15 protein-coding genes are annotated in these 18,726 nt (G+C 61.0%); 4 read left to right on the top strand and 11 right to left on the bottom strand.

The window, feature by feature from the left end:
* Positions 1-172: 172 nt before the first annotated feature.
* Entirely contained in the window at positions 173-652 is a 480-nt protein-coding gene (locus BFP96_RS13055; RefSeq protein ID WP_065896910.1) for a nuclear transport factor 2 family protein, read from the bottom strand.
* Between the two features lie 52 nt (positions 653-704).
* A complete protein-coding gene (locus BFP96_RS13050; RefSeq protein WP_065936354.1) occupies positions 705-1,268 on the bottom strand; it encodes a TetR/AcrR family transcriptional regulator in 564 nt (187 codons plus the stop codon).
* 124 nt (positions 1,269-1,392) lie between these two features.
* Here BFP96_RS13050 and pssA point away from each other — a divergent pair, with 124 nt between their 5' ends.
* Positions 1,393-2,736, top strand: a complete 1,344-nt coding sequence (gene pssA, locus BFP96_RS13045; protein ID WP_065893319.1) for a CDP-diacylglycerol--serine O-phosphatidyltransferase — start codon at positions 1,393-1,395, stop codon at positions 2,734-2,736.
* Between the two features lie 83 nt (positions 2,737-2,819).
* On the opposite strand, the gene efeO (BFP96_RS13040) is transcribed toward pssA, so the two are convergent.
* The 4 genes from efeO (BFP96_RS13040) to efeU are packed head-to-tail and all read right to left on the bottom strand — an operon-like array spanning position 2,820 to position 7,041.
* Entirely contained in the window at positions 2,820-3,638 is an 819-nt protein-coding gene (gene efeO / locus BFP96_RS13040) for an iron uptake system protein EfeO (RefSeq protein WP_065884616.1), read from the bottom strand.
* Positions 3,639-3,664: 26 nt separating this feature from the next.
* Positions 3,665-4,969, bottom strand: a complete 1,305-nt coding sequence (gene efeB, locus BFP96_RS13035) for an iron uptake transporter deferrochelatase/peroxidase subunit (protein ID WP_065936353.1) — start codon at positions 4,967-4,969, stop codon at positions 3,665-3,667.
* Positions 4,970-4,982: 13 nt separating this feature from the next.
* On the bottom strand, positions 4,983-6,185 hold the full coding sequence (efeO, locus tag BFP96_RS13030) for an iron uptake system protein EfeO (RefSeq protein WP_065896906.1): 1,203 nt from the start codon (positions 6,183-6,185) through the stop codon (positions 4,983-4,985).
* Positions 6,186-6,195: 10 nt separating this feature from the next.
* The gene (gene efeU, locus BFP96_RS13025) at positions 6,196-7,041 is read right to left on the bottom strand and encodes an iron uptake transporter permease EfeU (protein WP_065884619.1); all 846 of its coding nucleotides are present in this window, start codon (positions 7,039-7,041) and stop codon (positions 6,196-6,198) included.
* 168 nt (positions 7,042-7,209) lie between these two features.
* Between efeU and BFP96_RS13020 the strand changes: the two genes are divergently transcribed.
* Positions 7,210-8,235 (top strand): AraC family transcriptional regulator, encoded by a 1,026-nt coding sequence (locus BFP96_RS13020; RefSeq protein ID WP_065893316.1) that lies wholly within the window; start codon positions 7,210-7,212, stop codon positions 8,233-8,235.
* A 272-nt stretch (positions 8,236-8,507) separates the two neighbouring features.
* Positions 8,508-8,891 carry a hypothetical protein gene (locus BFP96_RS30320; RefSeq protein WP_139113396.1) on the top strand — a complete coding sequence of 128 codons (384 nt, stop codon included), beginning with the start codon at positions 8,508-8,510 and terminating at the stop codon, positions 8,889-8,891.
* A gap of 65 nt (positions 8,892-8,956) precedes the next feature.
* Here BFP96_RS30320 and BFP96_RS13015 read toward each other — a convergent pair whose 3' ends face one another.
* From BFP96_RS13015 to BFP96_RS12995, 5 genes are all read right to left on the bottom strand, one after another.
* Positions 8,957-9,481, bottom strand: a complete 525-nt coding sequence (locus tag BFP96_RS13015; protein ID WP_065936352.1) for a hypothetical protein — start codon at positions 9,479-9,481, stop codon at positions 8,957-8,959.
* Positions 9,482-9,700: 219 nt separating this feature from the next.
* Positions 9,701-11,116, bottom strand: coding sequence for an efflux transporter outer membrane subunit (locus BFP96_RS13010; protein ID WP_065896904.1), 1,416 nt, complete (start codon positions 11,114-11,116; stop codon positions 9,701-9,703).
* Entirely contained in the window at positions 11,113-14,292 is a 3,180-nt protein-coding gene (locus BFP96_RS13005; RefSeq protein ID WP_065936351.1) for an efflux RND transporter permease subunit, read from the bottom strand. The genes BFP96_RS13010 and BFP96_RS13005 overlap by 4 nt, the downstream gene beginning before the upstream one ends.
* 15 nt (positions 14,293-14,307) lie before the next feature.
* Positions 14,308-15,549 carry a multidrug efflux RND transporter periplasmic adaptor subunit MexE gene (gene mexE, locus BFP96_RS13000; RefSeq protein ID WP_065893339.1) on the bottom strand — a complete coding sequence of 414 codons (1,242 nt, stop codon included), beginning with the start codon at positions 15,547-15,549 and terminating at the stop codon, positions 14,308-14,310.
* 243 nt (positions 15,550-15,792) lie between these two features.
* Positions 15,793-17,085 carry an MFS transporter gene (locus BFP96_RS12995; protein WP_065896903.1) on the bottom strand — a complete coding sequence of 431 codons (1,293 nt, stop codon included), beginning with the start codon at positions 17,083-17,085 and terminating at the stop codon, positions 15,793-15,795.
* Positions 17,086-17,344: 259 nt separating this feature from the next.
* Between BFP96_RS12995 and BFP96_RS12990 the strand changes: the two genes are divergently transcribed.
* Entirely contained in the window at positions 17,345-18,427 is a 1,083-nt protein-coding gene (locus tag BFP96_RS12990) for a sensor domain-containing diguanylate cyclase (RefSeq protein WP_065893311.1), read from the top strand.
* Positions 18,428-18,726 lie beyond the last annotated feature (299 nt).

Genomic DNA, 18,726 nt, shown 5'->3' with positions numbered 1-18,726 from the left:
CCGGGTTGCCCACGGATTCAAGCCTGCGTTCGGCCAGCGTGGTTTAACGGGGCGCCTGAGATCAAAAGCAGATCAAGATCAAGAGCGACTCGCTGCGCATCGTGGTTACGGTTGGGCGCTAGAGAGTTGTGTAGATGCCTATGCTCATCGGCGGCAAGCCCCCTCCCACAGGTTACAGGCCCAATTCCGACAACCCCGGATGATCATCCGGACGCCGCCCCAACGGCCAGTGGAACTTGCGTTCGCTTGCCTTGATCGGCAGGTCGTTGATGCACGCAAAGCGGTTGGCCATCAGGCCGTTCTCATCGAATTCCCAATTCTCGTTACCGTATGAACGAAACCAGTTGCCGGAGTCATCGTGCCATTCGTAGGCATAGCGCACGGCAATGCGATTGTCGGTAAACGCCCATAACTCCTTGATCAATCGATAGTCCAGTTCCCTGGCCCATTTGCGCGTGAGAAAACCCTCGGCTTGTTCGCGGTTGTGGACAAACTCGGCGCGGTTGCGCCATTGGGTGTCCAGCGTATACGCCAGTGAAACCCGATGCGGGTCGCGGGAGTTCCAGCCGTCTTCGGCCAGGCGCACTTTTTCGATGGCCGATTCGCGGGTAAAGGGCGGCAGTGGCGGGCGTACTTCTGCGTCAGTGGACATAGAGCAACTCCTGAAAACAATACAGTGGATCGAAAGTTGCCAGGCGTGCGGTTCAAAGTGCCAATAATGTTCGTGCCATATCCTGCGCATTATCGGCAGCCGTTGAATCACCCATCACCAGGGCAACGGTAATGGCGCCATCAATCAGGATCAGCAGTTGTGCGGCCTGCCGCTCCGGGTCGGGGGTGCCATGTGCGTGACATAACTCGAATGCGTACTCGAACAGTTTGCGTTTGTGGGCCTTGGCCAACAGGCGTACCGGGTCTTGCGCGTTGCCGGTTTCGCCACTGGTATTGATAAAGGCGCAGCCACGGAAATCCGCCGAGCCGAACCAGCTTTTCAATGCGCTGAACAGCGCCAGCAGGCGCTCGCCACTGTCGTTGCTGCGCTCCACGTGCGTGCGCAGCCAGTGCATCCAGCGTTCGTCGCGGCGCTGCAAGGCGGCAATCACCAGTTCATCCTTGTTGGCGAAATAGCGGTAGATGCTTTTTCTCGAGACGCCGGCCGTTTTCACCAGCAAGTCCATGCCGGTGGCCGCGATGCCATGGCGATAAATCAGCTTCTCGGTAACGTCGAGAATGATGTCGCGTGTTTCATTAGAGGTCATGTCGTTCATGACTTAAACAGTAGAACGATCGTTCTTCTTGGTCAAGGAGCTTTTTCGGTTAGCGCTGACGAGACCTGAGCATCCTCATGGTGTAAGCTTTGGGCCTCTTCGGATTCGACCCTTTGCGAGCCTTATGCCGTCGTTCTTCAAACGCTCCCTGTTGCCCAAACTGCGCGGTTTCCCAGTGTCCACCGAGGCCATCGAGGTGCTGTCCGGCGCCGATGCCTATCGGCGTTGTCTGCTGGAGAAAATCCCGCAGGCCACCCGGCGCATCTACATCGTTGCGTTGTACTTGCAGCAGGATGAAGCGGGGCAGGAGATCTACGACGCACTGCACGCCGCCAAGGCCGCACGGCCGGAGCTGGACATCGTGGTGATGGTCGACTGGCTGCGCGCCCAGCGTGGGCTGATTGGCGCCGGCAAGCAGCCGGGCAACAGCGCCTGGTACCAGGCCATGACCCAGAGCCATACCACTGAAGTGCCGGTGTACGGCGTGCCGGTGCAAACCCGCGAATTGTTCGGCGTATTGCACCTCAAGGGCTTTGTGATCGACGACACGGTGTTGTACAGCGGCGCCAGCCTGAACAATGTGTACCTGCACAAGTTCGACAAGTACCGCTTCGACCGTTATCACCTGATCCACAGCCAGCCGCTGGCCGATTCCATGCAGCACCTGGTGGAGCATGGCCTGGTGGCGTCCAAGGCGGTGCATCGCCTCGACCTGCCCAACCCGCCCACCACCCGCAGCCTGCGCAACGACATCGGTGACCTGCGCAGCCGCCTCAAGCATGCGACGTACGACACCAGTGCCGGGCAGTTGCCCAACGGGCACTTGCAGGTCAGCCCGCTGCTCGGTGTGGGCAAGAACAACCCGCTCAGCCGGGTGATCCTGGAACTGATCGCCAGCGCCCAGCAGCAACTGACGATCTGCACGCCGTATTTCAACCTGCCGCTGCCGGTGACTCGGGAGATCAACCGGGCACTGGCGCGCGGCGTGAAGATCGACATCATCGTCGGCGACAAGACCGCCAACGACTTCTACATTCCGCCCAGCGAACCTTTCAAGGTGATCGCAGCCTTGCCTTATCTGTATGAGATCAGCCTGCGTCGCTTTGCCAAGCGCCACCAGCCGATGATCGACAGCGGCCAGTTGAACCTGCACCTGTGGCGTGACGGTGACCACAGCTACCACCTCAAGGGCATGTGGGTCGACGAGCGTTACACCTTGCTGACCGGCAACAACCTCAACCCCAGGGCTTTCCGACTCGACCTGGAAAACGCCTTGCTGATCGACGATCCCAAGGGCGAATGGTTGGCGCCGCGAGCGCAGGAGCTGGCGCATATTTTCCAGCACGCCACGCGCATTGCCGGTTACCAGCAATTGCAGACGCTGGTGGATTATCCGGCGGCGGTGGGCAAGTTCCTGCGGCGGGTGAGCAGGGTGCGTATCGAGCGGTTGCTGTACCGGATTCTGTAAACTCACCCGGCCCATAAAAAAACACCCAGGCTCCCCACGGGGCCTGGGTGTTTTTTTGCGCGGGCGGCCTGGCTCAGGCCCGATTAGTTCAGGCCCAACTTGCCGCGCAGCATCGACAGGTCTTCGGCCAGGGTGTTGACCGGGCCCACCAGGGCCTTGCGGTCGTTATCCTTGACCTTATCGTAGGTCTGAAACCCGCCATCCGGGGTCTTGTACTTGGCGAGGATCTTGTCCACGGTGGCAAAGTTCTTGTCGACCTTGGCCAGGAATGCCTTGTCTTGCTTTTCGATCTGGCCACGGAACAGGTCAACGATTTTCTTCGCACCGTCGATATTGCCCTGGAAGTCATACAGGTCGGTGTGGCTGTAGCGGTCTTCTTCGCCGGAAATCTTGGTGGCGGCCACTTCTTCAAGCAGCGCTGCGGCACCGCCGACGACTTTTTCCGGAGGGAAAGTCAGGCCGTCCACGCGGGTCTTGAGGTCCAGCACGTCGCTGTTGAGCTTGTCGGTGAGGGCGTCGAGGCCCTGGGTGGTGTTCTCGGAAAACAGGCTGTATTCGATGCGGTGAAAGCCGGTGAAGTCTTCAGCCTTCACGCCTTTTTCGTGGTCGTCGACCCGTGAGTCGATGGAGGCGTCGAGGTCGCTGAACAGCTCGGCAATCGGTTCGATGGACTCATAGTGCACCCGCGTCGGCGCGTAGAGTTTTTTCGCGGTGGCCAGGTCGCCTTTTTTCACGGCGGCGGTGAAGGCCTGGGTCTGGGTGACCAGTTCACCGATCTCTTCGGTGACGTAGATCTTGTAGTCGGACACCGGCCCTACCAGGTCCAGTGGTGCCGTGGCAGCGAACGCGGCCAGTGGCGAAAGGGTGATCAGCAACGACAACGCGAGGGTCGACTTTTTCATGGGACGGTATCCGCTCTGAGTTTGTTTTAGGTGTTGGCAGCAGTTTGAAGGGGCATTGCCGCGAGCAGCGAGCGCCCGATGAAGTCCTCAGCGCCCGTGACGCCCGGCAAGGTAAAGAAATAGCCGCCGCCGACCGGCTTGAGGTATTCCTCCAGGGGCTCGCCGTTGAGTCGGGTTTGCACGCTGATAAAGCCTTGCTCCAGGTCAGCCTGGTAGCAGATGAACAACAGCCCCATGTCCAGCTGACCGTTTTTATTCACACCGTTGGAGTAGTTGAACGGCCGGCGCAGGATCAGGTTGGCCTGGGTCTGGGGCGTGCGCGGGTTGGCCAGGCGGATGTGCGCATCGAGCTTGGTCAACTTGCCTTCCGGGTCCTTGCTGTAATCGGGCACCTGGGACTCTTTGTCGCCTCCCATCGGCGCGCCGGTGGGTTTGACGCGGCCAATGATGCTTTCCTGTTCCTGCAGAGGGGTACGGTCCCAGCGCTCGACGAAGTTGCGGATGATGCGCACCGCCTGGTAGCTGCCATGGGCGGCCCAGGCCGGTTCGTCGCTGCCGGGCTGGACCCAGACGATGCGGTCCATGGCCTTGGCGTCGTTTGAGTCGGGGTTGGCCGAGCCGTCACGAAAGCCCAGGAAGTTGCGCGCACTTTGCGCAGGCTCGCCGGGTTTGGCCGGCGCCTGGGGCGGTACGCTGCCTTCCTGTTTCCAGCGCACCAGCAACAGGTCCGGCAGGTTCTTCACGATGTCGCGCAGGGCGTGGATATTGGTGTCCGGTGTATTGGAGCTGAACTGCAGGCTGAGGTCGCCGTGACACTGTGCCGGCTCCAGCGCATCGTTGGGAAAGCCGACCATGCGAATCAGGCGCTTGGGTTTGGCTGCAGCGAGGCCGAAGCGCTCATCGAACAACGACTCGCCGACGGACACCGTGATGGTCAGGTTATCCGGGGTGACCACCGGGCCGAGGATGCCGGAGTCGGTGGGCGGCAGTTTCGGGTCGACCTGCGGCACGGTGCCGCCGCTCATCAGGAACGCGATGCGCTCGTTCAAGGTGCGAAATAGACGCTCCAGGTCTTCGCGGTCGCCGGCCAGCACGTCGAAGGCCACCACCATGCCGCAGGCCGGGCGCGGGGTGACGATCCCGCTCTGGTGCCGGCCGAAGAACGCGTGGTGGTCCTGGGTCTTGTCGCTGCGCGGCGCGGTAGTAACTTGTTCGGCGGCCGCAGCCATGGCCGGGCAGGTCAGGGTGCTGCCGGCAATGGCTGCGCCGGTGGCCGCCATGCCGAGCAGGACACGGCGACGCTGAAGGTTGAATTGTTGGGGATCACTCATGTGTGCGTTCGTCTCACTGCAGGCCGGAAAGGCCGAGGGCGGGGTCGATTCCATCGAGTGCGGCGGCCAGTGCCTTGGCCTTGTCGGCGATCTGCTTGCGCTGATCGGCCGTGACGCTGTCGTACGTGCTGTAGCGGCTGCCGACTTTGAAACCGGCCAGTTCGGCATCCAATTGCGCCAGTGCGCTGTCGATGGTCGGCAGCAGGTCGGCCGCCGACTGGGTCAACAGTGGGCGCATCAGGTCGACCACTTTGTGCGCCACCTGCAGGTTGGCCGCGAAACCGTTGAGGTCGATATGGCTGTAGCGTTCTTCTTCACCGCTGGCGGCACGGACATCGGCGAGGCTGTTGAGGTTGCGCACCACAATGCCCACCAGTTGCTCCGGCGGCAGCGATTGCGCGAGCAACTGTTGCTTGAGCGTGGTGACGTCGTCGACCAAACGCTGCGCAACGGGCGCCAGGCCATCAAGGCTGCGCTGCTGGAACAGGCTGTATTCCAGGCGGTGGAAGCCGCTGAAGGCCGGGTCCTGCTCGCGTTTTTCGAAGTAGTCGGCGCGGGCGTTGATTGCGTTGTCCAACTCGGCCAAACGTTGCGAGGCCGGCGCCAGGCGTTGGTAGGCCTCGCGGGCCGGTACGTACAAGGCCTGGGCCTGGGCGAGGTCGCCCGCAGCAATCGCCTGCTGCAACGCCGTCACAGCCTTGACCAGTGCACTGCCTTGGCCGCTCAGGTACACGCGGAACTCCGACAGCGGCCCGATAAACGCCACCATCGACGGCTTGGCCTTGGCCTGGGCGTCGGATTCAGCCGTGGGCGTCACATGCAAGGTGCCGCGCGGGTTACTCAGCAGGCCGCAGGTAATGGCGTAGTCGCCGGGCAGCAGGTTGGCGTTGATCACCTGGCTCAAGCCTGGGGCAATATTCTCCCGCTCTTCGACGACCAGCACGCCGTCGAGGATTTCCCATTCCACTGCGCGATCGGAGCGGTTGATGATGCGAAAGCTCGCGCGCCCGGCCGGCACCGTCAGAGCGTTGGGCTCGCAGGCGTGGCCGTGGATGGTCACCGCGATTTCATTGTGGTTGGCCTGGCGCTTGCCGGCGGCCAGCTGCGAGGCGTAATAGAACAGGCCGCCGGCGGCGATCATCACGACCACCGAGCCGGCCAGGGCCCAGCGCAGCGCGCGGGACGGCGGGGCCGGTTGAGGAGTTGGGCTGGACAAGGGACGGTCCTTACTGGCTGGAGACGGAAGAAGTGGGCGTGACAGGCTTGGCGGACGGCGCGGGCAGGAAGAACATCACCAGCGCCACCACCAGGTAGATCAGATAAGCGCCGAGCGTGCTGACGGTCGGTGCTTCCTGATAGCCGAACATACCGGCGAGCACTGAGCCGAGCGGGCTGTCCATTGGCAGCGCGGCGCTGAAATCGAACAGCACGGTTTGCAGGTGATTCCACACGCCCGCTTCATGCAGGGCCTGCACCGAGTTGGCGAGGATGCCGGCCGCCACCACGAGAATGAACAGCCCGGTCCAGCGGAAAAACGCGCCGAGGTTCAGGCGCATGCTGCCGGAATAGATCAAAAAGCCTACGACAATCGCGAGGATCAGGCCGAGCAGGGCGCCCATCGGCGCGCCGGGGCCTTCGCTCTGCTGGAACACGGCGAGCAGAAAGAACACCGTTTCCAGGCCTTCGCGGGCCACCGCGAAAAACACCATGGCGATCAGTGCAAACACTTGATGCCGGGAGCCGGCCAAGGCATGGTCAAGGGACTCATGCAGCGAATGCTTGATGGAGCGCGCCACCTTGCGCATCCAGAACACCATGGAACTGAGGATGCCCACCGCGACCAGTCCGACGATGCCTTCGAACAATTCCTGCTGTTTCTGCGGGAATTCGGCGCTGACCAGTTCCAGCCCACCGCCCACCAGCAACGACAGGGCAGCGGCGAGAAATACACCGATCCACACGGCGGGCATCCACTGGCCGCGCCCGGTCTGTTGCAGGTAACTGGCGATGATGCCAACGATCAACGCCGCCTCAATGCCTTCGCGCAGCATGATTAAAAAAGGAACGAGCATCGGGTACCACGGCGTAACTAGATAGGAAGCTAAGTTGTAACATAATGATACTCATTGCTAAACAAGAAATATTGACCTTTGCTGAACCTCGGCTGAACGGTGGTGGCGAAGCGCAACCGCCCTTATGATGCAGGCCACCTGATTTGCAGTCGGATAACTCAACATCCCATGTCGGAAAAAGACACCATCTCCATCCACCTTGTGCGCGAAGCCTTGCTGCAAAGCTGTGCGCCTGGTGCGGCCACTGTCGAGGCATTGAGCAAAGTCGGGATTGATCCTGCGTTGCTTGAGCAGCCCGATGCCCGTGTCCCGGCCACGGCCTATGCACGCCTGTGGCGTTTGCTGGCACGGCGCAGGGATGACGAGTTTTTTGGCATGGACCCGCGCAAGCTCAAAAGCGGCAGCCTGGCGTTTCTGTGTCGCGCCGCCATGGCACAACCGAGCCTGATGGCCGGCCTGGAAACCGGGTTGGGTTTTCTGTCGCTGATGCTCGAGCGCATGCCTGCCCAGTTGGTGCGTCAACAGAGCCTGGCGGAGATCGTTCTGCTTGAACCCGAGCCTGAGCCCAAGCGCGCGTTCACCTATTTCACCTATTGGATGATCGTGCACGGCGTTGCCTGCTGGCTGGCCGGGCGGCGCATTCCGATCCTGGCCATCGAACTGCGCTGCGGCCGTCCGGATTTTTGTGATGATTACCAGGTGATGTTTTCCGACAACCTGCGTTTTGATCGCCCACGCACCCGCATGATCTTTTCCGCCGACTGCCTGGACCTGCCGATCAAGCGCAGCCCGCAGGAGCTCCAACGTTTTCTCGCCCATGCACCGGCTAACATCCTGGTCAAATACCGCGATCCCGAAAGCCTCGCCACGCGCATCAAGCATGACCTTCGGCAGATGCCTCCCGATACCTGGCCGGAAACGGAGGGCCTGGCAGCCACCTTGTGCATCTCCGCCTCCACCTTGCGCCGCCGCCTGGCGGAAGAAGGGCAGACTTATCAGGGCCTCAAGGACAGCGTGCGCAAGGAGCTGGCAGTTGTATGGCTGGCGGAGCCGCAGATCAGCTTTGCCGAGATTGCCGAGCGACTTGGGTTTGCCGATGCCAGTTCTTTCTATAAGGCATTCCGTAAATGGTCGGGCTCGAATCCGGGGCATTATCGGAGTTTGATTCTGAATGAGATAACGCCTGGAATGTAGCGCCGGTGCGGGACTAGGAAGCAACTTACAGTTTCTTTCACTTGGGTATGACAGAGCCTTCCTTATTGTTTTTAGGAAGCGGCTGGCATATCCGGAATAAAAAATCGTGCACAGTTTTAACCGTGATCCTACTCGGTAGATGGATGAAGTCGGACGATTCAGGCCGTACGGGTCGCGTTGTTAACTGTGAGGGTTTTGCTGGATACCCATTAAAGCGTGGTGTGATGACCTTCATATGTTACGTCTCCAATCAATAACTTGATGGTGAACTTATGAATCGTTTCGTTGCGTTACCCTTTGCCGCGTTGATGCTGGCCTCGGTTCAGGCGTCGGCACTGTGCTTGAATATCTCGGAGAGTTTTAGCGGAACAATAGAGCCTGGAGAGCATGGAGTCGCTAATGGACCCTTCCAGATAACGGGAGCTAATGGCTGTTCCAATGCAAATATAGATGCGATGGTCTCTGCCGGCGGTGCCGGAAGGGTGCCTCAAATCTACATTGATCAACAAATAGGGAATTCATGGAAAGTAGTAGCGGGTAATCCCTTATCAGCAAGTGCATCTTGGCTGGGAGCCCTTGGTACTTATCGAGTTAGGCTTCATAATCCTGATGAGGTGCCAAAGTCCTACGCTGGCACTGTCAGATACGGCCGCTGATCCCTGGCAAATCGTAGTGTGCCAGGATCTCTGGCACACTACGGCGGGTGTCTGCTGACTCCAATTCAGGCACGCTCCTCGACCGAGAGATCACCCTTTGAAGAGTTCACGAAATACGCCAGCGCATTAAGTGCGCGGTTAGCGTCCACCATGCCTTGTATATACTCAGGGATGCCCTGCGAGCGACCAACATCAGGGTTGCTCTTAACAAAATTCAGGTAGTCATCCAGCTTCTCATCAAACAAGGCGATCGCATTGAACTTTACATGGGTATTTGTTTGACGCCCGTCGACGTCAAATGCACCGTCTCCCAATGTGAACATACCAAAAGCGTTTTCATCGATTATCTTGCTATCGAACAACCGCCGCCCCACCTGCTTAAGCTCATCGGTGCTGATAGACGTCATATCATACTTCTTCAAAAACGCTTTCAAATCCGCCAGTTCGTCTTGCTGCCACATTCGCAGTTCGTCAACGGCGTTTGACTCCTCCGTAATGGTGAACGCATTCGTGACCTTTTCCGGGTTCTTGATGACGACCGCATCCGTCTGTTTGGAAAGTACATTAGGTATTGTCACTCTCATGTCCATGTTCGTCTCCTTATAGGATGAAGGGTACGTCCCGTTATCGACCTCTTTTGAATGATATTTAAGTCATTTGGAAATTTGGGAAGTGTCTGACGGATAAGGATTACCAACAGGCGGAAACCGTTTGACTCACTGATAACCGGGCAAAAAAAAGCCCCGCGACCGAATGGATCGCAGGGCTAAAAATTGGCTGGATGCGACCAACCAAAGGAGCTCTTTACATCACTTGTTGCCGGCGACCACCGTGTCCGGCTGCCAGCCGCCACCCAACGCCTTGTAGATCGCCACTATGCCGCGATACAGGTCCACTTCGGCCTGGGCCTGGGCGTCTTCGGCGGCCAGGCGTTCGCGTTGGGCGTCGAGCAACACCAAGAAGTCCACGGTGCCTTCGCGGTAGCGGATCGCGGCGAGGTCGGCGGCGGCGCGGCTGGATTCGCTTTGGCGGATCAGCGAGACCAGGCGTTGCTGGCGCTTGCCGTAGTCGCTGAAAGCGTTTTCGGATTCTTCCAGGGCCAGCAGCACTTGCTGCTCATAGGTTGCCAGGGCGCCTTCGGCTTCGGCATTCGCACCGCGCAAGCGGGCGCGCACGCTGCCCAGGTCGAATGCGGCCCAGGTGATGCTCGGGCCCAGGGACCAGGCATTCGCGGCGGCCGAACCGATCTGCGAGCCGCGCCCGGCGGTGAAGCCGAGGAAGCCGCTGAGGCTGACCCGTGGAAACAGGTCGGCCTTGGCTACGCCGATCCGCGCGGTGGCGGCGGCCAGTTTGCGTTCGGCGCTGAGGATGTCCGGGCGTCGTTGCAGCAGTTGCCCCGGATCGCCGATCGGTAATGCCTTGGCAATCGCCGGCAGGTCTTTGGGGCTCAGGTCCACGCTCAGTTTGTCCGGGCGCTGGCCGAGGAGGGTGGCGATGCGGTTACGCTCGCGCACTTGCTCGGCCTGCAGTTGCGGCACGCTGGCTTCCACCGCTGCCAGGCGCGCATCGGCACGTTCCACGTCAAGCTGATCACCCACACCGGCATCGCGCAGGCTCACGGTGATGGAGCGCGAGTCCTGCTGGTTCTTCAGGTTGTCCAGGGCGATGCGTTCTCGCAGTTGCGCACCGCGCAGTTGGCCGTAGGCGTCCACCAGTTCGGCAATCATGCTGACTTGCAGTTGGTACAGGTCGGCTTCGGCCACTTGTTGGTCGGCGTCGCTGGCTTCCAGGTTGCGGCGGATGCGCCCGAACAGGTCGACTTCCCAGGCCATGTCCAGGCCCAGGTCATAGCGCTCGCTGTTGACACGTTTGGTGGTCTGGCCCGGAATCTGGCCTTTGCCCACTTCACTGCTGGCGCGGGAGGTGACCACCGGCATGATGTCGTTGGCCGCGTCATCGCGAATCGCACGTGCCGCCCGCAGGCGGGCAAACGCTACGCGTAAATCACGGTTGCCGCTCAACGACTGGGTCACCAGTTGGTTAAGCGTCGGGTCTTCGAACTGCTGCCACCAGATGCCTTCGTATTTGGCGTGGTCGTAGCTTTTGCTGTCGGCGGCGGCCGTGATATTGGCCGCCTCCAGTTGTTGGGTCTTGTAGTCCGGGCCTACGGCACAGGCGGCGAGCGCCAGTACCAGCAGGCTCGGCAGGAATATTTTCACACTCATTGCTGTGTCTCCAGCTTCAAGGCCTTGGCCGCTTTGCGCGCTTCCTGGCGCTCCACATAACGCCGGATCAGTACGTAGAACACGGGCGTCAGCAACAGACCGAAGAAGGTCACCCCGATCATCCCGGAGAACACCGCCACACCCATGGCATGGCGCATCTCGGCACCAGCACCGCTGGACAGCACCAGCGGCACCACCCCCATGATGAAGGCGAAGGAAGTCATCAGGATCGGCCGCAGACGCAGGCGGCAGGCTTCCAGTACCGCAGCCAGCGGGTCGAGGCCTTCCTGCTGTTTATCCTTGGCAAACTCGACGATCAGGATCGCGTTCTTGCAGGCCAGGCCCACCAGTACGATCAGGCCGATCTGGGTGAAGATGTTGTTGTCGCTGCCCGAGAGAATCACCCCGGTGATGGCCGACAGCAGCGTCATCGGTACGATCAGGATCACCGCCAGCGGCAGGCTCCAGCTTTCGTATTGGGCGGCCAGTACCAGGAACGCCAGCAGTACGCAGAGCGGGAACACGAACAGCGCGGTATTGCCCGAGAGGATTTGCTGATAGGTCAGGTCGGTCCACTCATAGGTCATGCCGTTGGGCAGTTCATCTTTCAACAGCTTTTCAATGGCTATCTGGGCCTGGCCGGAGCTGTAGCCCGGTGCGGCGTTGCCGTTGATTTCAGCGGTGATAAAGCCGTTGTAGTGCATCACGCGGTTGGGGCCCGAGGTGTCGCTGACTTTGATAAAGGTCGCCAGCGGGATCATCTCGCCCTTGTTGTTACGCACTTTCAACTGGCCGATCTGGTCGGCGTCCTGGCGGAACTGCTGCTCGGCCTGCACGTTGACTTGATAGGTGCGTCCGAAGCGGTTGAAGTCGTTGGCATACAACGAGCCCAGGTAGACCTGCAGCGTGTCGAAGATGTCGCTGATCGCCACGCCATGGGTCTTGGCCTTTTCACGGTCGATGGCCGCGTCGACTTGCGGCACGTTCACCGTGTAGCTGGTGAACAGGCCGAACAGCTCGGGCACGTTGTGGCTCTTGGCGATGACGTTCTGCACTTCTTTGTACAGCTCGTCATAGCCGAGGTTGCCACGGTCTTCGATCTGCAGGCGGAACCCGCCGATGGTGCCCAGGCCTTGTACCGGCGGCGGCGGGAAGATCGCCATGTAGGCTTCTTCGATATTGGCGTATTGACCGTTCAGTGCACCGGCAATCGCACCGGCGGACATGCTCGCGTCCTTACGCTCGTCGAAGGGTTTCAAGGTCACGAACACGATGCCGCTGTTGGGGCTGTTGGTGAAACCGTTGATCGACAGGCCGGGGAAGGCAATCGCAGCTTCCACGCCAGGTTGTTTCAGGGCGATCTCCGACATGCGCTTCATCACGCTTTCGGTGCGATCAAGGCTTGCAGCGTCGGGCAGTTGGGCGAAGGCCACCAGGTATTGCTTGTCCTGGGCCGGGACGAAACCGGTCGGGGTGTGGGCAAAACCGAAGAATGTCAGCACCATCAGGCCGGCGTACACGAACAGGGCAATGCCGCTGCCGCGAATCACTCGGCGGACGGTCCCCACGTAGCCATGGCTGGCCTTTTCGAAGAAGCGGTTGAACGGACGGAACAACCAGCCGCCGAAAATCTTGTCGAGGAACCTGGAGAAACGATCCTTCGGCGCATCGTGGGCCCGCAGCAACACGGCGGCCAGGGCAGGCGACAGCGTCAGCGAGTTGAACGCCGAGATCACTGTCGAGATGGCAATGGTCAAGGCGAACTGTTTGTAGAACTGTCCGGTCAAGCCGCTGATAAAGGCGGCCGGGATGAACACCGCGCACAGCACCAGCGCCGTGGCGATGATCGGGCCGGTCACTTCGCTCATGGCCTTTTCAGTGGCCGGGAACGGCTCCAGGCCCAGCTCGATATTACGCTCGACGTTCTCCACCACCACGATGGCATCGTCCACCACGATCCCGATGGCCAGTACCAGGCCGAACAGGGACAGCGCGTTGAGCGAGAAGCCGAACAGGTGCATCACCGCAAACGTACCGATCAGGGAGACCGGGACCGCCACCAGCGGAATGATCGAGGCGCGCCAGGTCTGCAGGAACAGGATCACCACCAGCACGACCAGGATCAGTGCTTCGAACAGGGTATGCACCACCGCTTCGATGGAGCCGCGCACAAAGATCGTCGGGTCATAGGCGATGCGGTAGTCCATCCCCGCCGGAAAGCTCTTTTTCAGCTCGGCCATTTTCGCGCGTACATCGTTGGAGATGTCGATGGCGTTGGAACCGGGTCGCTGGAAAATCGGAATCGCCACGGCCGGCTGGTTATCGATCAACGAGCGCAGCGCGTATTGGCTGGAGCCCAGCTCGACCCGAGCGATGTCCTTGAGCCGCGTGATTTCACCGTTGGCGCCGGCGCGAATCACAATGTTCTCGAACTCTTCCTCGGTGACCAGGCGGCCTTGGGTATTGACCGACAACTGGAAGCTGGTGGCACTCGGCGCAGGCTGCGCGCCCAGGGCACCGGCGGCCACTTGACGGTTCTGCTCGCGAATCGCCGTGACCACATCGGTCGCGGTCAGGTTGCGCGAAGCGGTCTTGTTCGGGTCCAGCCACACGCGCAGGGAATAGTCGCCCATGCCGAACAACTGCACGTCGCCGACGCCGCCCAGGCGGGCCAGCTCATCCTTGATATTGAGGATCGCGTAGTTGGACAGGTACAGCATGTCGTAACGCTGATCCGGGGAGGTCAAGTGCACCACCATGGTCAGGTCGGGAGAGGCCTTGTCCACGGTGATACCGATGCGTGTCACTTCCTCGGGCAGTTTTGGCTGAGTGCGCGTCACCCGGTTTTGCACCTGCACCTGCGCGTTGTCCAGGTCAGTGCCCAGGGCGAAGGTGATGGTCAGGGTCAGCTTGCCGTCGGCGGTCGACTGCGAGGACATGTACAGCATGTTCTCGACGCCGGTAATGGCTTGCTCCAGCGGCGCCGCCACGGTTTCGCCGATGACTTTGGGGTTTGCACCCGGGAAGTTGGCGCGTACTACCACGGTCGGCGGCACCACTTCCGGGTATTCACTGATCGGCAGCTGAAACAGCGAGATGGCGCCGGCGATCAGGATCAACAGCGACAGCACCGCTGCGAAGATCGGCCGCGATATGAAGAACTTGGAAAAATTCATCTTGAGTCGTATCCCTTAACCGCGTGGAGTCGCGCTGCTGGCAAGCTTGGGCGCGGTTTTTTCCGGCGCCACTTGCTCCAGGTTGCTGGCTTCGAGCGCTTGTCGTTGTTGGGCCAGGGCGGCGAGGGTTTCCTGGCTGGCCATCGGAATGGTTTCCGGCGCCACCGGCGAGCCCGGACGCACGCGCTGCAGGCCCTTTACGATAATGGTGTCGTCCTTGTTCAAGCCGCTGCGCACGATGCGCAAGCCTTCGATCTTCGGGCCCAGTTCCACGGCGCGATAGGCCGGCTTGTCGCCTTCCATCACCAGTACGAACTTCTTGCCCAGGTCGGTGCCCACGGCTTCGTCGTTGATCAGCACGGCGGAGTAGGTGCCGCTGCCCACCAGCTTCAGGCGTGCATACAGGCCAGGGGTGTATTCGCCCTTGCTGTTGTCGAACACCGCACGTCCGCGGATGGTGCCGGTGGCCGGGTTGACCTGGTTGTCGACGAAATTCATCTGGCCCAGGTGCGGGTTGCCGGTTTCATTCGACAGGCCCAGGTACACCGGCGTGGTCGCGCCGCGACGGCCTTGGCGGGCCAGCTCGGTGTACTTGAGGAACACACGCTCATCGGCATCGAAATAGGCGTAGACCTTGTCGGTGGAGACCACACTGGTCAGCGCGGTGGTGTCGGCGGTGACCAGGTTGCCGGCGGTGATTTCGGCACGGCTGACGCGGCCGCTGATGGGCGAGGTGACGCGGGTAAAGCTCAGGTTCAACTTGGCCAGGTCCAACTGCGCCTGGATCCCGGCCATGGCGGCGCGGGCTTCCTGGGCGGCGGTGGCGCGCGAGTCGGCCAGCTCGGCGGAGATCGCATTGCTCTGACGCAGGCGTTCGCCGCGTTGTGCTTCGTTTTCACTGCGGGTGGCGGCGGCTTTGGTCTGCGCGAGCTGAGCTTCAAGGCGGCGCACTTCGGCCTGGAACGGGCGCGGGTCGATCTGGAACAGCAGGTCGCCTTTCTTGACCAAAGCGCCTTCGGTGAAAGCGACTTGGTCAATCTGGCCAGAAACCCGCGGGCGAATCTGTACGGTTTCCGGGGCTTCCAGGCGCCCGGTGAATTCATCCCACTCGTTGACCGGCTGTTCCAGCACCTTGGCCACGCTGACCTTGGCGGCAGGCATGGCGGCCGCTTGGTCCGGGGTCTTGCCGCACGCGCTCATCACCACCACGGCCAATATCGCCAGGGGCAAGCGCAAATGTTTGAGTGACTGTTCCATGAGGTGCATCCGCCAATGTATTTGAGATGGGCGGATCATGCGCGGGGAGGCGGTATGTCACGAATCGAATGAAGCAAAGGTGACTATCATTCGGAATGATATAAGCGCCGAAGACAGCCCCCTAGTGTGCAGGTTTTGTTAGGAAGCTATCAATGTGCGTGATGACAAAACACTGTTGTTGCTGACGTATCTAAACTCACCGGTAGTGTCCCGGCCACGCAGGCCGGGACAATCGGCTGGCTTTTACGGCTGAGGCTGAGCCGGCTCACCGCTCAAGGCATCGACCATGGGTGGGTGCTCCTGCACCGCCTGGCGCAAGTCCTCGGTGACGCGCAGTTCAGCGCCCGTCGGCGAGAACGTTGCCGCTGCCGCAAACGGCGCGGGGTTGGCCGGGACGGGGCGTTTGCCGCGTCGCCACAGGAAGAAGGTGACCATGCACAGGTTCACCAGCGCAAATACCCAGAACAGGCCGTTGGCGCCGAACGAATTCATCACCGGCGAGATCATCATCGGACTGATGGCCGAGCCCAGCGAGTTGATCAGCAACAGGCCCTGGATCATCGGCACCAACGCGTCGGCAGGCGCGCGGTCGGCGGCATGGCTGACGGCGACCGGGTACAGCGCGAACACCGCGCCGCCGAGCAGGAACAGCAACAGCGCAAGCAGCATCGACGACAAGGGCAGCAGTACGATCAGCAGGGACAACAGGGTGCAAGCCACTGCCAAAATGGTCAGCACCTGCAAGCGATCCTTGTGGTCGGACCAGCGTCCGACCGGGTATTGCAACAGCATGGCGCCGAGGATCGTCCAGGCCATCATGCTGCCGACGTCGCCAACGTTCAGGCCGGCGCGTTGCAGGTACAGCGGCAGCAAGGTGTAGATCGCCGCGATGCTGACCCCCGAGCCGAAACACCCGACCAGCCCGGTCGGCGTCACGCCCAGCAGTTGCCGTGGCTTGAGCGGTTCAACCTGATCCAGCAGGGGCGATACCCGGGGCAGGATCACAATCGGCAATACCGACAACGACGCGAGCATGCCGGCTACCATGAACGGTGCGCTCTCGCTCAGGCCGGCGATTCTGCCCAGCGCCGCCTGGCCCAGCACGCCCGCGCCATACAGCACGATCATGTACAGCGCGAGCAAGCGCCCGCGAATCTTGGCGTCGCCGGCCAGCAGCAGCCAGCTTTCGATCACCAGAAACACCCCGACCGTGGCCCAGCCGTTGACCAGGCGCAGCACGAACCAACCCCAGGTGTCATAGAACAAGCCCTGCAGCAGGATGGTCACCGCAATCAGCGAGGCAAAGCTGCCGTAGGCGCGGATATGCCCGATGCGCAGAATCAGCCGGTCATTGAAGACGGCGCCCAGCGTCAGGCCGATGAAGTAGGCCGATGACACGATCCCGATCATCGTGGCCGATGCGCCAGCTGCGTCGAGTCGAAGGGTCGTCAGGGATGAAAGAAAGCCGTTGCCCAGCGCAACAATGAACAGCCCCAGCAAGGGCGCCAGCGCCATGGCCAGCAAACGCGCAGACATAAAGACCTCTGGAAAATCGAACGGCGAAACAGGCGGTCGCCTGCAAACGAGCGCGGGATTCTACGGCTTGCGCATGATTTTCCAAGGGCTGTCTGCTGCGACGTTAGGTCGCAGGGTTGATCACATTAAGCGCAAGAAAATTTTTCCATCCATCCCCTCCCGCAAAGCTTGCGTCCGGTCGAGCAAAGACCCCGGCAGGCCTGCGTCTTGATAATCCCTGCACTCAACTCCACCGCAGCAACGAGCACCGCGTCCCGCCATGAACCTGCGCACCCTCATCCGTCGTCACTGCCTCAACTCCAGGCTCGCCACGCAGGCACTGACCCGACTGCATAAGTCGCTGTCTTTCCTGGTCACTCACCTGGCCATGCGAGGCTTCGACTCCCGATCCTCTCCGGCCACCCGTGACGTGGCCGCCCTTGATCGTCGCCTCAGTACCCTGTGCCCGGAGTTGGCCGTCACCGTGTTCAGCCACGCCCGCGACGGCATCATCCTGGTCGACCCGTTCGGCCGGGTCATCGCCGTGAACGAGGCCTTCAGCCGGCTCACCGGCTACGGGCGGGACGAAGTGCTGGGGCGAGCGTTGAATACCCATCCCATGGTGCGTCGGTTGGCGACGTTTTATGCGCCGATGAAGAACGCGCTGGACTTCCACGGGCATTGGTCCGGTGAGATCCAGAGCAGCCACAGGGATGGACGGCAGATGACTTCGCGGATCAGCGTCAGCGCGGTGCATGACCGTCACGGGAACGTCCAGCACTATGTGGCACTGTTCAGCGACATGACGCAGATGAAGCAGCGCCTGCAGTTGCTGGAACGTGATGCCCGGTATGACGCGCTCACCCAGTTGCCCAATCGGTTGCTGTTGGCCGAGCGGATGCGCCAGGCGTTGGGCAAGGCGAAGAGTGACCAGCACAAGGTGGCGATTGCGTTCATTGACCTAGATGGGTTCAAGGCGCTTAACGACAGTTACGGCCATGATTGGGGCGATCGGGTGTTGCAGATTGTCGCGGCGCGGATCAACGCGACGTTGCGTGAAGGCGATACCTTGGCGCGGCTCGGTGGCGATGAGTTTGTGGCCGGGCTGGTGGGGTTGCAGGCTGCGCAAGACAGCGAGCCTTTGCTCCAGCGAATGTTGCAGGCGGCCAACGCGCCGATTTTGATTGGCACGCAGACGGTGGAGATTGCCGCGAGTATCGGCGTGGCGTTTTATCCGGAGCATGGGGCGCAGATTGATGGGCTGATCAGCAAGGCGGATCAGGCGATGTATCTGTCGAAAAAGGCCGGGGGTAACCGTTTGGCGTTTTGTCCGATGCGGTGTGTTTCGGCTATCGGGACGTAGGTCTCTACACAGCTTTGGCGAGACGCCGAGCTTGCTCCCCCGTTGGGCCTGGCCGCCTACGACTATCTTACTGATATCCCACAAATCCAACTGTGGGAGGGGGCTTGCCCCCGATGATGGCCTCAGAGCCGACCAGGATGTTGAGTCGATCCCGGTCCAACTGTGGGAGGGGGCTTGCTCCCGATGACGGCCTCAGGGCCGACCAGGATGTTGGATTGGACCGAGTACATATCCGTTTCTGCGGTAACGGCTGCTTAGGGTTCCGCCCTGACGGCGGGTCACTTTGGAAAAGCCCCAAA

This window comes from Pseudomonas sp. 34 E 7 (genome assembly GCF_900005715.1).
GTDB lineage: Bacteria > Pseudomonadota > Gammaproteobacteria > Pseudomonadales > Pseudomonadaceae > Aquipseudomonas > Aquipseudomonas orientalis_A.
The sequence above is the reverse complement of the archived record's forward strand: the minus strand, read 5'-3'. Positions and strand labels throughout refer to the sequence as shown.

Coding starts and splice junctions, on each gene's coding strand:
- BFP96_RS13050 (WP_065936354.1), bottom strand. CDS start 1,268: ATGAACGACATGACCTCTAATGAAACACGCGACATCATTCTCGACGTT.
- BFP96_RS13015 (WP_065936352.1), bottom strand. CDS start 9,481: ATGGACATGAGAGTGACAATACCTAATGTACTTTCCAAACAGACGGAT.
- BFP96_RS13020 (WP_065893316.1), top strand. CDS start 7,210: ATGTCGGAAAAAGACACCATCTCCATCCACCTTGTGCGCGAAGCCTTG.
- BFP96_RS13005 (WP_065936351.1), bottom strand. CDS start 14,292: ATGAATTTTTCCAAGTTCTTCATATCGCGGCCGATCTTCGCAGCGGTG.
- BFP96_RS30320 (WP_139113396.1), top strand. CDS start 8,508: ATGAATCGTTTCGTTGCGTTACCCTTTGCCGCGTTGATGCTGGCCTCG.
- BFP96_RS13055 (WP_065896910.1), bottom strand. CDS start 652: ATGTCCACTGACGCAGAAGTACGCCCGCCACTGCCGCCCTTTACCCGC.
- pssA (WP_065893319.1), top strand. CDS start 1,393: ATGCCGTCGTTCTTCAAACGCTCCCTGTTGCCCAAACTGCGCGGTTTC.
- BFP96_RS12990 (WP_065893311.1), top strand. CDS start 17,345: ATGAACCTGCGCACCCTCATCCGTCGTCACTGCCTCAACTCCAGGCTC.
- efeU (WP_065884619.1), bottom strand. CDS start 7,041: ATGCTCGTTCCTTTTTTAATCATGCTGCGCGAAGGCATTGAGGCGGCG.
- mexE (WP_065893339.1), bottom strand. CDS start 15,549: ATGGAACAGTCACTCAAACATTTGCGCTTGCCCCTGGCGATATTGGCC.
- efeB (WP_065936353.1), bottom strand. CDS start 4,969: ATGAGTGATCCCCAACAATTCAACCTTCAGCGTCGCCGTGTCCTGCTC.
- BFP96_RS12995 (WP_065896903.1), bottom strand. CDS start 17,085: ATGTCTGCGCGTTTGCTGGCCATGGCGCTGGCGCCCTTGCTGGGGCTG.
- BFP96_RS13010 (WP_065896904.1), bottom strand. CDS start 11,116: ATGAGTGTGAAAATATTCCTGCCGAGCCTGCTGGTACTGGCGCTCGCC.
- efeO (WP_065884616.1), bottom strand. CDS start 3,638: ATGAAAAAGTCGACCCTCGCGTTGTCGTTGCTGATCACCCTTTCGCCA.